The organism is Marinobacterium rhizophilum DSM 18822 (assembly GCF_000378045.1).
Taxonomy (GTDB): domain Bacteria; phylum Pseudomonadota; class Gammaproteobacteria; order Pseudomonadales; family Balneatricaceae; genus Marinobacterium_A; species Marinobacterium_A rhizophilum.
Map to the genome: position 1 here is coordinate 1 of NZ_KB899126.1, position 15,369 is coordinate 15,369.

The 15,369-nt window shown below is 51.7% G+C and carries 15 protein-coding genes; 5 read left to right on the forward strand and 10 right to left on the reverse strand.

Going from position 1 to position 15,369, the window contains the following annotated elements; genetic code table 11:
• Positions 1-561: 561 nt before the first annotated feature.
• The 9 genes from F451_RS0123695 to F451_RS0123740 all read right to left on the reverse strand — a co-directional run bounded on the left by F451_RS0123695 (position 562) and on the right by F451_RS0123740 (position 8,828).
• Positions 562-741, reverse strand: coding sequence for a hypothetical protein (locus F451_RS0123695; RefSeq protein ID WP_020683910.1), 180 nt, complete (start codon positions 739-741; stop codon positions 562-564).
• Positions 742-1,643: 902 nt separating this feature from the next.
• Complete coding sequence (locus F451_RS0123710) at positions 1,644-2,846, reverse strand: tetratricopeptide repeat protein (RefSeq protein WP_020683913.1); 1,203 nt, start codon at positions 2,844-2,846, stop codon at positions 1,644-1,646.
• A 116-nt stretch (positions 2,847-2,962) separates the two neighbouring features.
• Positions 2,963-3,124, reverse strand: a complete 162-nt coding sequence (locus F451_RS27960) for a hypothetical protein (protein WP_020683914.1) — start codon at positions 3,122-3,124, stop codon at positions 2,963-2,965.
• Between the two features lie 151 nt (positions 3,125-3,275).
• Positions 3,276-3,536 (reverse strand): GDCCVxC domain-containing (seleno)protein, encoded by a 261-nt coding sequence (locus F451_RS28665; RefSeq protein ID WP_476738559.1) that lies wholly within the window; start codon positions 3,534-3,536, stop codon positions 3,276-3,278.
• Positions 3,537-3,836: 300 nt separating this feature from the next.
• Positions 3,837-6,554: a calcium-translocating P-type ATPase, PMCA-type gene (locus tag F451_RS0123725; RefSeq protein ID WP_051103986.1), complete on the reverse strand. Its 2,718-nt coding sequence runs from the start codon at positions 6,552-6,554 to the stop codon at positions 3,837-3,839.
• Between the two features lie 338 nt (positions 6,555-6,892).
• Positions 6,893-7,357 (reverse strand): pyrimidine dimer DNA glycosylase/endonuclease V, encoded by a 465-nt coding sequence (locus F451_RS0123730; protein WP_020683917.1) that lies wholly within the window; start codon positions 7,355-7,357, stop codon positions 6,893-6,895.
• A gap of 266 nt (positions 7,358-7,623) precedes the next feature.
• Positions 7,624-7,809, reverse strand: a complete 186-nt coding sequence (locus tag F451_RS0123735) for a hypothetical protein (RefSeq protein WP_020683918.1) — start codon at positions 7,807-7,809, stop codon at positions 7,624-7,626.
• 94 nt (positions 7,810-7,903) lie between these two features.
• On the reverse strand, positions 7,904-8,302 hold the full coding sequence (locus F451_RS27465; RefSeq protein ID WP_083928537.1) for a GFA family protein: 399 nt from the start codon (positions 8,300-8,302) through the stop codon (positions 7,904-7,906).
• A gap of 100 nt (positions 8,303-8,402) precedes the next feature.
• On the reverse strand, positions 8,403-8,828 hold the full coding sequence (locus F451_RS0123740) for a GNAT family N-acetyltransferase (RefSeq protein ID WP_020683919.1): 426 nt from the start codon (positions 8,826-8,828) through the stop codon (positions 8,403-8,405).
• A gap of 1,072 nt (positions 8,829-9,900) precedes the next feature.
• Here F451_RS0123740 and F451_RS0123745 point away from each other — a divergent pair.
• From F451_RS0123745 to yjfF, 4 genes are all read left to right on the forward strand, one after another.
• The gene (locus F451_RS0123745) at positions 9,901-10,887 is read left to right on the forward strand and encodes an ABC transporter substrate-binding protein (RefSeq protein ID WP_083928538.1); all 987 of its coding nucleotides are present in this window, start codon (positions 9,901-9,903) and stop codon (positions 10,885-10,887) included.
• A gap of 78 nt (positions 10,888-10,965) precedes the next feature.
• Complete coding sequence (locus F451_RS0123750; protein ID WP_040880393.1) at positions 10,966-12,486, forward strand: sugar ABC transporter ATP-binding protein; 1,521 nt, start codon at positions 10,966-10,968, stop codon at positions 12,484-12,486.
• Between the two features lie 23 nt (positions 12,487-12,509).
• Positions 12,510-13,559 (forward strand): ABC transporter permease, encoded by a 1,050-nt coding sequence (locus F451_RS0123755; protein ID WP_020683922.1) that lies wholly within the window; start codon positions 12,510-12,512, stop codon positions 13,557-13,559.
• Positions 13,556-14,527 (forward strand): galactofuranose ABC transporter, permease protein YjfF, encoded by a 972-nt coding sequence (gene yjfF / locus F451_RS0123760; RefSeq protein WP_020683923.1) that lies wholly within the window; start codon positions 13,556-13,558, stop codon positions 14,525-14,527. The genes F451_RS0123755 and yjfF overlap by 4 nt, the downstream gene beginning before the upstream one ends.
• Before the next feature lie 87 nt (positions 14,528-14,614).
• On the opposite strand, the gene F451_RS0123765 is transcribed toward yjfF, so the two are convergent.
• Positions 14,615-15,145, reverse strand: coding sequence for a hypothetical protein (locus tag F451_RS0123765; protein WP_020683924.1), 531 nt, complete (start codon positions 15,143-15,145; stop codon positions 14,615-14,617).
• Positions 15,146-15,160: 15 nt separating this feature from the next.
• Between F451_RS0123765 and F451_RS28725 the strand changes: the two genes are divergently transcribed.
• On the forward strand, positions 15,161-15,369 hold a 209-nt coding region (locus F451_RS28725; RefSeq protein WP_156826507.1), incomplete at its 3' end, for a transposase.

The following is a 15,369-nucleotide window of genomic DNA, read 5'->3' on the forward strand; positions in this document are numbered from 1 at the left end:
AACAAGGATAGTCAAGACTGCAAAAAAACACCGCATCTGCGGTGGTGAATGTACCAGCTAAATCGGTGTCCGAAATCATTGAACCGCTACATTCGCAGGTTCCCGGGCTCACACCTTGATCGTCAATCCTGTTATTAACCTGATGTGCAAATAGGTTCCCTACCTATTTGCACATCACGCCACGGAAACGGGCGCAGGTGCGCGGACATGCTGGTTTCCGCGGCGTTCGCATTGGCCTGCGGCCAATGATGAAGCATCCCTGCTTCATGTATTAACCCGTCGGGTTAATAAAACCGAACCACTAAAAAAGGCGAAGGGGTTTGAGCCCTTCGCCTTTTTTCTAACAGCCATGCCGTGTTACTTGGCTTTTTTCAGCATTTTTTTGAGTTTGGCCAGCTTTCCTTCGTGCTTGGCGATTTTGGCTTTGCGCGCTGCGATGTCTTTTTTGATAGATTTGATCTTGGCCATGTGACTTATTCCTTTTGAGTCATAAATTATGTTTCTGTAGCAGCAGAAACCATCCGGCGCCCGAATAGCCACGCACCTGAATGCGAATACCGCCTAATCGGGTTTCTCCAGCCTGTTCTCATGCTCTGCCAGAAACTGGCGTATAAAGCGACGTACTTCACGCGCAGCGCTGGTGTCGAGTTCTTCACACAATGAGACGAAACGGTCCCGCTGCGCGTCATTGATACGAACGACCAGCTGGCTGTTCTTTTTCGCCTTGATGCTTTTGTCCATATAACCCTTTCAGGCCACGGCAACACCGGTGGCGATTGCTTCAAACAAGAAAATGCAAAAAAGCCGGGCACACCATCTCTATTTTTGCACAGCGAATGTACATCAAATGTATACACATAAAAGTGTAACTGCCGGATTCCGCTTAAGCCAGAAAGTCATAAAAACTTAATATTAATGTCATATCCCAAACACAAAGTTCGGAATTTTTACCTGCATGCGGTCTTTTAGGGACAACTCAAGGGCTGTTTAGCCTGCTCGCCGGCCGCTCGTACGCACACATCGCAAATGATTCTACAAAGTGTTGCCATCCCTCTGGCCGAAATACCTGAAAAGGACCCATATCAAAATATCAGGGTTATCGAGTACTGCGCGCTGCCACGTACAAGGGCGCAGGCGCAGGGCTGGATGGTCAAGTCGCGCCGGATCAGGCTCCGGGCATATGAGGACGCGGGCCCTGAAATACAAACGTATCATTGTCACCCACTACGGCGGCCTCGATGCACTTCAACTAATCGAGGAAGAGTGCCCCGAGCCGAAGCCTGATGAAGTGCGGGTCAGAGTGCTGGCTGCCGGGTTCTATGCCGGTAACACCGGCGCCGAGGCGATCTGTCTCATGCTGAACTTCATCACGGCCTACCAGATGATACATCACTGCGCCAAGGTCAAGCCTGGCCAGCGCGTGTTGATTCACGGTGCGTCAGGCGGCGTAGGCACGGCATTGCTGCAGCTTGGGCGCCTTGCCGGGCTTGAAGATGTACGGCACCTGTTCCTCGCGGGGAACGTCGGCTGTTTCAGCCGCAGCAGCCGCGATGCTGCTGTTTCGGCTCCTCTGCGGGCTGTACAAGCACCGGCCTTCACAGAGCGGCAGCAACGCTGCTACACAGTATTTGCCCGTTTCATGTCTATTGTCGCGCGAGGCAACGGGTTTCCAGCAAGTCGACAAGTATTCGCTCGACATTGCTGCCGCCAATACCGACACGCGCACCGGGGGACAGGGTTGCGAGGGTCCGCGCGGCGCGCGAATAGTCGCCGGCCACAAAATCACTTAAAGCGGACACCAGCGCTAGCGATACATCGCGATTCACTCCGCCAGCGTTGCCGGAAATGCTGTCTTCACAGCGGTTAAGCCCGCCCAGGTCCTCGGCACTGGCGTACAGGCCAGCCACGTGAAGCGCGATGAAAGGATGGCCCAGCATCCCCCAGACGCGCTCGATATGCTCAAGCACATCCGTTCGCAGAGGCCTCGCCTGGCCACTTTGCAGGTAATCCCGAAGCAGGAAACCGCCACAATCGGCCAGTGTGAGTATCGGGCCGCAGGTCGTGGTCTTGGGTGCGCAAAATGCCAGGTAACGCTGTATCGCGGCTTCACGCTCACCCGTTTGCCATTCGGCCAGGGCCAGGTGCCACTGCACATGCCCATACATTTGTCCTTCACGGGCGCCTGCCTCATGTACCTTGAGCCAGTCCTCCAGCACCTTGACCGACTCTTCAGCGGCACCCTCATCGTGCAATACATGCGCCAGACCGTGAATGGAATAGAGCGCCTGGGGCCGAAGATCCAATGCCCGTTCGAGCAGCTCGCGCCCACGCGTACGTTGCCCCGCTTCACTGGCTGCAAACCCAATCCGGGCCAGGAAGGCCCAGTCGTTGCCCAGGGCCCCTTCGACGGACTCGAATAGATTCAGTACCGCATCCAGCTTGTTAGGTCCGCCGTAGAACAGCAGATACCCCGCCATCTGGAAAACGACCAGCAAATCGGCAGGCGTGGTTTCGATGTACGCCCTTGCCTTTGCCAGGGTAGCGCCGGGCTGGTCGAGGATACCGATCAGCACATCGACATGTGCCCGTTCCCAGTCGAATGCGCCCAGGGATGCGCGCTCTGCAAGCGCCCGGTAGGTGTCTGCACCGGGTTCGCCAACATCTTTCGCCACGTAGTAGCGAGCCGCTGCCGCCAACGCGAACTCCGGCTCAAGCTCGAGCGCCCGGTCCAGGGTTGCTGCCGCGCCGGACTCCGATCCCAGGATCAAGTCGACGGCCTTCTGGTACAGGTCGGCGGCTTGCGCCGACTCGACCGATAGCGTATTTCCGGTGCGTGTTTCAAGCATGGTGAGCATTCCAGTAAGGCAGTTAATACACCCTGGCGGCGCCAGGGTTACGGCGCCCAAACATATCGACGCTGTTTCGAACGGAGCTATTTAGAACGAAGCTTTTTAGAATGAAGCTAATGAGCACGAACCTTGGCCCAGTCGAACGGAATCTCCTTGTGGGTCTGGGGGCGCGGCCCCCCAATAAGGTCTCCCGCGCAGGCATGCAGCACGAGCAGCAGCGTGTCGAGCGGATTGTGTTTGCAGTGTTCAATGACGTTGATGAACGCGTTGCTCATCGCCTACCTGCCATCCGCGTTTTGGGTCAGTATAGATGCCGATAGCGTTCCGGGCGTTGCGATTCAGAGGCCGGTTGGATGAGCCGTCACACATGAACGGGCGCACAAAAACACCAGCGGCCACACCCAGGCCGCATGCTGATGCGGTTGTTTATTTCTCTGAAGCACAACAGCCCGATCCTTTCTGAATTGGCGGACACGCAACAGAGCCATAAGAACAGAAGACACAGCAGTCGCCAGCCTTGGGTTTGAGAAGGGATTGGCAGGACTCACATTCATAAAAATACTGGCAGGCGTCAGTCGGCATCGTTTCCGTTTTTTGATAACCGCACCTTGGACAGGTGATAGTGGACTCCAAAATCACTGCAACCATCTTTTGTCTCCCTGGAAACCACCCTTGATTGAATAGCATGAGTTGCGCACCGCCGCCCCCCGGCCTGCGCAACGCCGTTCGCTGCAGGCCATTAACCGGCCACTCTACTTGCCAATGAACTTAGCAAGGAGCAAATGGGAATACGCTCGACGGAGCCTCAGGGCCCCGTCCCGAAGGCGACGTCGAGCACGTTAGCGCCCTTCTGAATGCCGCATAGCTGGACCCGCTCCAGGGTCAACGCCAAACCGCCCGAATGAAGGCTATCAAGTGTCAGCATTGCGGATTCGACCAATGCCTCCAGGGAAGGCTTATCAGCAACGGGCTTATTCATCGCCTCCATCATACGCTCTGCGAGCGGGCCCCATTCAGCAGCCGAATGAAGAGTTTGCGTCCCTCTTCCAGAGCAAGAATCGAAGCAGCAACACCGACGGCGATCACCCAGTCAGCGTAACTCATACCACCAATGCCAAATACCCCTTCAGCTGGCGGCCAGTGGACAGCGGTCGCTTGAAGCACAACGATGGCAAGCAGTGACAGCCAAAGCATGGCGTTGTCGAGTGTATGGGCATTAAACGCTGAACCTTGCTCATTGCGCGCGTTAAATACGTTAAACACCTGGAACAGAACGAAGGTGGTAAACGCCAGGGTGAGCGCACGCTGCTCTGAACCTGTCTGCAGTCCGTAATGCAAAACGGTCAGCGTGCCGACCATCATCGTAATCCCGTAAGCCATGATTTTTACCAATCGTGATGCGGGTAAAATTGGCGCACCACGGGGTCGAGGCGGTTCGAACATGATGCCTGGACGTCCTGCGTCGAGAGCCAGGGAAATTGCAGGAGGACCATCCATGATTATCGCAACCCACAGAATCTGAATGGGTGTAAACGGCTCTGGAAGACCCGCCAGTGGTGCAAAGAAAACCGTCAGAATCGCACCAATTGTTGTTGATAACTGAAATCGAACAAACTTCAGGATATTGTCATAAAGCGTACGACCACCTCGTACCGCATCCACAATGGTGGAGAAATTATCGTCGACCAGCACCATGGTTGCAGCTTCCTTTGAGACAGCCGTACCCGTGATGCCCATGGCCACGCCAATGTCCGCACCCTTGAGCGCCGGGGCATCATTGACGCCATCACCCGTCATGGCGACGACGTGGCCTCGTGCTTGTAGTGCACGCACGATCTTCACTTTGTGTGCCGGGTTAACGCGAGCAAATACCGCCGTGTTATCGATAATCGCGGCAAGTTGATCAGTATTGAGCTGGTCGAGCTCGGCGCCGGTGATCGCATCTCCGTCGAGCCCTAGCTCCCTGGCAATCGCTGCCCCGGTGCCCCGGTGGTCGCCCGTAATCATCTTCACGGCAATGCCCGCCTGTTTGCACTGAGCAATCGCGTCCTTCGCCTCGGGTCGAGGTGGGTCCATCAGCCCAATCAATCCAATGAAAGAAAGCTCGTGGATCCACTCCATGAGGTCGCTAGAGCCTTCAAACGCATCGAGTGCTATCGTCCTTTCTGCGACGAGCAAGCCGCGTAGCCCTTCATCGGCCAGCGCCAAATACTGCGCATCAATCTCAGCTCGGTCTGAAGCCCGCAGCGCTCGCTCGCCATCGCCGGTATGCCATTGCTTGCATCGCGACAATAAAACGTCTGGCGCGCCCTTGACGAAAATTTTTATCTGGTTGCCGTAACGATGGAACGTTGCCATGAATTTATGGGAGGAGTCGAACGGCACTTCATCAATTCGCGGCAATTGCCTGCGTATGTCGGTCTGCGACGCTCCCCCTTTTTCAGCAAGGATCAGCAATGCCGCCTCCATCGGGTCCCCGACGACCTTGTCGTCAACTACCCGGCTATCATTGCACGCGACAAGGGGAACCAGGAGTGCGGAAAGATCTGGAATGCCCGCCTCGGTAGTCTGGGTCTGAATGGAGCCTTTCGAGCTATAGCCTTCACCGGAAACGACAAAGCGCCGCCCTTGATAATGAAAGGCACGCGCAGTCATTTGATTGAGCGTGAGCGTACCCGTTTTATCGGAGCAGATGACCGTCGTGCATCCTAACGTCTCAACGCTCGCCAAACGTTTTACGATGGCGCGTTTTCGCGCCATCTTGTGCATTCCCAACGCAAGCGTCACCGTGACGACAACGGGCAAACCTTCCGGCATGGCGGCAACACCCAGCGCAATAGCGGCCAAAATGATGTCAGCGAGCTCGTCACCACGAAGCCATTCCAGGAAGGACACTAGCCCGACAAGTGTCAGCGCAATCATGCCCAGGCGCTTGCCAAGGCTGTCGAGCTGAACCTGCAAGGGCGTGGGAGACTCTTTGGTTGCAGCGAGCTCCGCAGACAAATGGCCCATTTCCGTATGCATACCCGTTGCAGTGACAAGGAGTTCCGCTCGTCCTCGGGTCAACATCGTATTCATGTACAACATGTTGACGCGATCACCGATTGCGGTGTGTGGGTCCGTCAGCTGTGAGGTGTTTTTGGATACTGGGTGTGATTCGCCGGTTAATGCAGACTCGTCAACCTCCAGGGCAGCACCGATAATCAATCTGCCGTCGGCCGGAACATGATCACCGGCTTCCAGCAGTACGATGTCTCCCGGCACCAGTTCGTCGGCACGAATCTCGATCTTCCTGCCGTCGCGTCTCACGTGCGTTTTCGCCGGCAACATGTTTTTTAACGCCGTCAGACTGCGCTCGGCACGGTACTCCTGATAAAACCCCACTGTGGCATTGATCAAGACCACGACCAATATGACGACTGCGTCTTTTACGTTACCGATAGACGCCGCAAGAACCGCTGCGCCGATCAAAATGAGTATCAGAACGCTTTTGAATTGCCCAAGATACACTGACCATGGCGAACGCGCAGGCGTCTCGGACAAACGATTTGGGCCGTATTGTCGATACCGCTGAGCGGCTATCGCGCCGGACAGTCCGACGTCGGGCTGCACACCAAGCAACACAGCCACGTCTTCCATCGCCTGAGTATGTGGCGATAAGACCGGTTGCGGGTCCGCTGAGTGATTGCCTGTCGCATTGCTCATCACAGCGTTCGTAACTCCTCTAATCGTGCAAGCAGCCTGTAAGCAGGGCCACCCTATAGTCGATAGTCGACGGCGCTCAAGCACGCCAAGGCATATGCGGCTTTCGTCATCTGTTCGTAGCGCAACGCGCAACTGTCGCCGCGTGACGTCACAGGGTACCCGCGCATTCCAATCGGAACGGGCCAGGCCTTCCCTGGCGCCTCGCAGAACATTGAGTAAAGAGTACAGCATTCATACGAAGGCATTGAACGTTAAGCCCAGAGAACGGGGCAAAAGACCGGACCTGCCCCGTACCCCTTTTTCCAGCTACGCCTTTGCAGTTTTGGTATTGGGTATAATTAAAGAGCCCATTCGGGAACTCCTCTTTTTGTCCATTTAGCGAATCCCATCTTTTCGCCCATGTAAAACTGCCGGTATGCCTCAACGGCATCACCAGGAATTTTGTATTCATCTGGCATTGCTTGAGCAAACTCAGTAAGCCCCCGACTTTCATAGTCGAAGTTTGAAATATTTTGGATGACAGAAATTGATTTATGATCTGTACCTCTTTCAAACCGGAATCGATATTCGGCATTTAACGCGAAAGCTAGGTTTTTAAGCCACGTAAAGTTTTCATACGATTCTTCCACCCAGAGCACGCAAGGGTGTTTCATGTGAGTCGATTTATAGGGTGTCGTAAATCCTTTTTTATTTAATACCGTACACAACATCTGTGCGCTTTCAAGTATCATTTTTACGACGTGTTGATCACAGTGATACTGTGCACATAGTTCGATATCATTATCCAGTATAAAAATGTTCATCTAGACAGCTTTCATCCATCTAACGTTTGGCATAAGGGACCGCTGTCGCGGCGAAACCGCTAAGCACACCTATAATCGCAACATGTGGACGTTCCCTCTCGACGCAATCGATACGAATTGAGCCCTTCCCGTCCAGTATAGACCGCGGCCTGTGCTGAAGGTGTAAAGACCGGACTCGAAGCAGGCTCATAAAATGCATAGAATAAGTCACCGGCATGACCTCTCCATGAAAAAAGGACACTTCCTGGCTAATCGCTTTGTTAGCATTAGAACCTGTCCATACCATGAAACATTCCGCCAAAAATAGCAGCAAACACACTAAATATTATCGATAAAATAATAAAGGCAGGTATAGATGCAACCGCAAATTTAACCATAAAAACGACCATGGACATGAATGGCATCTTTATATCAACCACTGTTACTTCTTGCTTTCCGTTTTCAACCGACATGACTCAGAATCCTTATTAATAAAAAATCTACTTATTAACTTGGTGGACAAATAGGTTCTCCCTATTAGTCCACCAAGTTGATAATATCACCTTCTCACTCATATTCAGCATGTTGAGGCAAGTCGTCCGAAATATCGAACCAAGGAGCTTTGCTGTCTACAAACACATGGCGGTACGCTTTTACTCCCGGATCAGTGTCTAATGTTCCAAGAGGAAAGCCATATACATCAGGATTTGTATCAAATTTCGTATAGAGGCTAGATCCACAATTCGAACAGAAACCCTTATGCTCACCCGGAGACGACTCGTAAAACTTAATTAGCTTTTCACCTTTGACCGTTTTCCAGTCCGAACTACGTACTTTTGCCCGAGTTCTAAACGCAGAAGCATGTAGCTTTCGGCACATTGAACAGTGGCAGTTTAGTACATCGGTTAACTCACCCTTTATCTCGTACTGGATGCCTCCACAGAGACAACTACCTTTTTGCATCATTGACTTTCCTCCTTGAGTGATAACGCCTCGGGGCCGTAGTGAAGCGCAGCGCAACGGAGGTCCCAGCGGCGCAGCGGCGCAGCGGCGGCAACAGCATTTGTTAGGAAAGTTCGTATTCCATATAGTGAGTGCCCTGCTCAGTTCTGCAAATTCTAAATCCTATGCTCTCATATAAGGTTACTGCTGGGTTTATAGAGAAAACGCGGAGCCGAAGTAATCGAAACCCGGCTTTTCTTGCAACCTCCATGGCAAAGAAAATTGCGTTAGAACCTAGTCCCTGCCGCTGCCAGCCTGACTCAATTTGAAGGTCTCTAATATAGTAGGCCACATCATCTTTACTCAAACGGAGTGCTCCTACAGCACTTCCATTTACGGTTATCTGATAATTTTCAAATTCGTTCCAGTTCCTACAAAAAAGTGCACTGTCCCATAAAACACCAAGCTCCGAATAGTATGCTGCCATGTTCTCACGGGTAAGACTTTCAACGTATTCCTTGTTATTAGCTTGATGAATGAGTGGTTTCATCCTTGATTTCCTTTAGAGTTTTAGTTTGCCACACCGTTAACCACTGATCTGTCCACAAATACTACGACATTATACTCAGGCGCATCTATTCGATTATGAGGCGGCTCCTCAAATTCAATTTGATAGTACCATATTGGGTAGCCGCGACCCGATGACAGCCTTAGCTGAACGGAAACGAGCTGAAAACCCTTGGCCTCAGACGGTAGAATACTTGTTTCCGTCTGCGCCCTGTTGGCAACAACGCTAAGCCCGGTTCACGCTCGAACTCCCTCCACATTGCAGTAATAAGCTTGCCGAGTGAAGTATACTGCCCCCCGGAATTCAACATGGTACGCCGCACCGGCAAACTCCAATCGTAACGGTCTGACTATCCTTGGCTCCTGACCAGGTATTGATAATTGGGTATAGGACTCATGCGAAGACTTAGAGCTTCGAGCTGACAGACCCGGGCAAAAGGCAAGACTGGCCTCCACTAGCCCGGACCGCATCATTGCCGATCACGCCGGTATCGACGTAGACCCAGCTCCCGGCCCCTTCCAGGGCATCGAGCCCCGCCACCCGGTCGGCGGCCGGCTCCTCCGCGATGCTGTTTTCCTGTTACACCAGGCCCACGACGTCAGCATCGAGCCCCTCCAGCGCGGTCAGCAACTTCGCCCGCTGCCGCTCCAGCTACGCGGCTGTACCGGCCAATGAGCCATCTAACCATAATTGCTTCATAACGCCTCCTATACCGTCCTTTGAATGCCCAACACCCTAAACTAAAGAAATCGTCACGATTTGAACATAGCCCACGCCGCTTGTTCATACAGAGTACGCAAAGCTTACAAACTTTGTGCGTTTCAGGGCCTCTTCGAATATCAAACTCACTTAGCAATGCACCAGTATTTGAATACTGATGCAGATGTGAGCTGCACTCCCACCACATATCAATTTTGGTATGAAGCTCGTCGCAACAAGCATTTGTAAGGCAACCCTCCGCTGACTACGCTGGACTGGATGATGGGTGATCAAGGTAGATCACTTGGTTATCCAGCACAGTAGAGATACAACAACAAAAATAGAGGACTCTTACATGTTATCCAACTCGATTGGCCGTAACCTGCCATGGCTAGGCACCCTGAAACGTAAAACGCTGCAAACATCTCTTGCGGTCATCCTTCCTGTTTTATCCGCTTCTGCTATGGCAGAAAGTTTAACCATCGGCTTTTCTCAAATCGGCTCTGAAAGTGGCTGGCGCACTTCCGAAACAGAATCTATCAAGGCAGAAGCTGAGCGCCGAGGATACGACTTAAAGTTTTCCGATGCTCAGCAAAAACAAGAAAACCAGATTAAAGCGGTACGCTCTTTTATTTCACAAGGAGTGGACGGTATATTGCTTGCGCCTGTGGTCGAAACAGGTTGGGATAGTGTCTTAAAAGAAGCTAAACGCTTAGATATTCCGGTCGTGCTGGTGGATCGTGGTGTGGCCGCTGACCCTAGTCTCTACTTAACGAAAGTAGCGTCGGACTTTAAAGAAGAAGGTTCGCTGGCGGCATCATGGCTGGCCGCCGAAACCAATGGGCGCTGCAACATTGTCGAGCTGCAAGGCACGGTGGGATCGTCTGCGGCAATCGATCGCAAAGATGGCTTCGCAGCAGTGATTGAGAACTTTCCAAATATGAACGTCATTCGCTCTCAATCCGGTGACTTTACCCGTGCAGGCGGTAAAGAAGTCATGGAGAGTTTCTTGAAAGCAGAAGGCGATGCCAGCAACATCTGTGCTCTGTTCGCACACAATGATGATATGGCGCTTGGTGCGGTGCTGGCGATGAAAGAAGCTGGTGTAGAGCCTGCCAAAGACATCATCGTTCTCTCTATCGATGGCGTGCCTGATATTTTCAAAGCCATGATGGACCATGAAGCCAATGCAACTATTGAACTGAACCCTCATCTAGGCGGCCCAGCATTTGATGCGATCCTCGCGCATCGTGACGGTAAAGAAGTGGATAAATGGATCAAAGCGAATGGACCACTCTATCTGCCAGATACGGCCGAACAGGAATACGCCAAACGTAAGTAATTCACACTCATGATTGTAAGGGGGAGCCCGCTCCCCCTTACTTGAATTACCTACCCTGCCGTAGAGAAAGAAGCTCCCATGACTCATCACACCATTCAAGATGGCCCACATCCACCTCTTCTAAAAGTCGATCAATTATCGAAATCGTTTACAGGGGTACAAGCGCTTAATCGCATTTCCATGGATTTACGGGCCGGAGAAATACGTGCCCTGCTAGGCGAGAACGGCGCAGGAAAATCCACGTTTATTAAAGTACTTACCGGTGTTTATGAACGTGACCAAGGCACCATCCATTTGGATGGCCAAATCATTCAGGCACAAGACAGCGGGCATGCTCAACGCTTAGGCATCAGTACCGTCTACCAAGAGGTCAACTTGATTCCGAGCATGTCTGTGACCGAAAACCTTACCCTACAACAACAGGATAAAACCTTTGGCTTGATCAGTTGGAAAAAAGCCCAAAAGCGCGCGATGGCGCTACTCGCCAAAGTTGGCTTAGACATTGATCCCTCCAAACAACTCGACAGTTATTCAATCGCCATTCAGCAACTCATCGCCATAGCAAGGGCGTTGAGCAATGATGCTAAGCTGTTGATTTTAGATGAACCAACAGCAAGCTTAGACGCAGGTGAAATACAGCAGCTTTTTTCTTTGATGAAACAGCTTAAAGAAGACGGTCTCGGGATCATTTTTGTTACCCACTTTTTGGATCAGGTCTACAGCATCACCGACAGCATCACAGTACTACGTAATGGCGAAAGCATTGGAACCTTTGACACCGCGCAGTTACCAAGGGCTGAACTCATCAGTCATATGGTGGGTAAATCCCTCGACGATTTGGCGCCTGCTTCAGGGCAAAATAGAAGCCAGCAGCCGCTCGAAACACTGCTAACGATAAAGAATTTAGGAAAGCAGCGTTTCTTACAGCCAATTGATTTAAACATCCACGCAGGAGAAGTCGTAGGTCTTGCTGGTCTGCTTGGATCAGGGCGTACTGAGGTATGTGAATTGGCTTACGGTGCCACCAAAGCCGATCAAGGTGAGACCACTCTCAAAGGTCACGTTTTAACACAAGGATCATTACGCAGTGCTATTCGTACGGGGATGGGCTACTGCCCAGAAGATCGTAAACAAGACGGGATAGTCGCTGAGTTAAGTGTTCGAGAAAATATGATTCTTGCACTTCAAGCCAGCCGTGGTTGGTGGTCGCCCATTCCTATGGTTAAGCAGAAAGAGCTGGTTGAGGAGATGATCAAGCGGCTTGCGATAAAAACGCCTGATATGGATAAACCGATTGGCGAGCTGAGTGGCGGTAACCAACAAAAGGTCATTCTTGCCCGTTGGCTGATCACGCACCCTGATCTGCTGATTCTAGATGAACCTACTCGTGGTATCGATATTGGTGCCCACCATGAAATCATTCAAATCATTCAAGAGCTGTGCGCACAAGGGATGGGACTGCTGGTCGCATCATCCGAACTTGAGGAGCTGGTAGTGTTTGCTCACCGAGTGGTGGTGATGAAAGACCGCCATAAAATCGCCGAACTAGACGGTGAGCAAGTCAGCGAGCACGCCATTCTGCAATCCATCGCCAGTTAGAATAATAAGGGTAGGTATCTACCATGCTTGAAGCAACACAGACCATGACAACAAAAATAATGAGTCCTATAAACCTTTTACATAAACACCAAAAAGCGTTAGCACCCATTATCTCGCTACTGTTAATTCTCCTAGTCACGGCCATCATCACTCCAGGCTTCCTTCACCTACGAATGATTGATGGTCATTTATATGGCAGCCTTATCGACATTTTGCATCGGGGTACCCCTACTGCAATCGTTGCACTGGGTATGGCGGTGGTTATCGGTACACGCGGTATTGATCTATCTGTCGGGGCAGTGATAGCAATTTCAGGGGCGGTAACGGCCGTTCTTACGGTCAATACTGATTTCCCTGTTTGGTTAGTCATCCTTTGCGCTCTAGGCTCAGGTCTCCTATGTGGCCTTTGGAATGGCATCCTGGTGTCAGTGTTTAACATTCAACCGATCGTGGCGACCTTGATCCTGATGGTGGCTGGTCGCGGTATCGCACAAATGATTACCGAAGGTCAAATTGTAACGTTTCACTCGGATACACTAAATGCCATCGGCAATGAGTTTTTCTTAGCGTTTCCAATTCGGGTGTGGATTGCGCTGGCGCTGGTGCTGATCACTATTGTCATTATGCGCAAAACGGCCCTCGGTTTATTCTTAGAATCCGTCGGAGCCAACGTTCGCGCCAGCCGATTAGTAGGCATCGAAGCGCGCTTATTGGTTCTTTCGGCTTATCTTTTCTCCGGATTTTGCGCCGCCATGAGTGGCATTATATTGGCCGCTGATATTCGGGGTGCTGACGCCAACAACGCCGGACTCTGGCTCGAGTTGGATGCGATTCTCGCGGCTGTATTGGCGGGGGCATCTCTAGCAGGTGGGCGTATTTATCTTGCATTAACCATCGTAGGAGTGCTGATCATTCAAACACTTACCACTGCGATTTTAACCAGCGGCCTACCCGCGCAGTACAACCTTGTGGTCAAAGCCGCCATTATTCTCGCGGTGTTATTAGTACAATCCCCAAAAACACGACAATTGCTTAGTCAACTGTTTCGAAAAAATATGGATTACTCAGCATGATCAACGAACGTAATCTACCTATCTTTGCAACATTAATCGTTTTTATGATGTTGTACGGTTTTGGCATGTATGAGTATCGCGGCTTTCGTGACACGCTGGTGTTCACCAACTTATTGACTGATAATGCCTTTTTAATCGTTACGGCCATTGGCATGACCTTTGTCATTCTATCGGGGGGTATTGATCTATCGGTAGGTTCGATGATTGCTTTTATTGGCGTTCTAATGGCTTACCTGATTACGTCTCTTGGCCTGCACCCATTGGCAGCCATTGCGGTTGCAGTGTTAGTTGGCACCCTATTTGGCGCCATCATGGGTATAATCATTGCCTATTTCGATCTACAGGCGTTTATCGTTACATTGGCGGGGATGTTTTTATTCCGCGGATTGGCATATCTGATCAATTTAAACTCGGTACCGATCAACCATCCGTTTGTCACCGCCCTATCCGATATCTATGTGCCACTGCCGGGCCGTGGCGGGTTAACTTTTATCGCCATGGCTATGCTGACACTCCTGGTTATCGGGATTATTCTGGCACGACGTACGCGCTTTGGCATGAATGTTTATGCCATTGGTGGCGATAGTCATTCCGCGGCCTTATTAGGTGTACCGGTTAAAAAAACTACTGTAAAAATCTATGCCCTCAGTGGTTTATACAGCGCACTGACAGGGGTGATCTTTGCCATTTATACCAGCTCCGCCTACCCTCTAGCAGCAGTTGGAGTAGAGCTGGATGCAATCGCGGCGGTTGTTATTGGCGGTACATTACTGAGCGGCGGTGTTGGCTATGTCTTCGGTACCTTCTTAGGCGGCATGATTCAGGGGGTCATTCAGACACTGATCACCTTTGATGGTAGCCTAAACAGCTGGTGGACAAAGCTGGCAGTCGGTGGCTTATTACTGTTTTTCATTCTCTTGCAAAAGGGCATTGTCACTTGGGCAAAGCGTCGCACCTCGCCCACTTAACGCCTACGAAATCATAGAAAGCTGTCACATCAAAGGTGCTGTGACAGCTTTCTAGTACAAGGACAACGGGGTCACCCGTTAGCCTCTCTAGACCTTATTGAGGTTAAGCTTAGGCATGAGCGCAAACACGCCCCATCCCAAATACTCGCGAGTGTAGGCGGCATGGCGTTCAGGCTCTGTACTCAGGCTGGAACGGATTTCCTCTGCCAACTCATCGTCGGGATTTTCCTCAAGCCATCGGCGCATTGTGAGCCACTTGGCCGCTTCGTACCTGTCCCAACCATCTTGATTGGCTAGAACCATCTCAACAACGTCGTAACCAAGGTTGCCGAGGGATGCAAGAAGCTCTGGAAGACTGAGAAAGTCTGACATTGAGTTGGCCAAACACTTCTTGGCAATGGCTTCTGTTGGAGGCAACTGCCGCCAGTAAGGCTCGCCAATCAGGATGATTCCACCATCGCACAGGCTTTTGGCCAGAAGCTCGATAGTGCCAGCGACGCCGCCACCAATCCAGGTGGCGCCGACACAAGCTGCCAGATCAGCTTTCTCCTCGTAAGCGTCCGGCGAACCCGTCTTGAGCCCCCGGCCGGCCGCTGGCGATAGTGTCCACCTATTCATAAGTGGACACCTAATATGACACTGCTAAGACCACCGGAAGCCCCACATAAGCGTCGCCGCTTCACTGCCGAGTTTAAAGCCGGGATCGTGGCGGATTGCCAGCAACCAGGGGCATCGGTCGCCCGGATTGCCCTGGACCACGGACTCAACGCCAACCTGGTCCATAAATGGATCCGAGCGTCGCGGCAACCGTCGCCATCCCCGTCTTTCTTGCCGATCGCGTT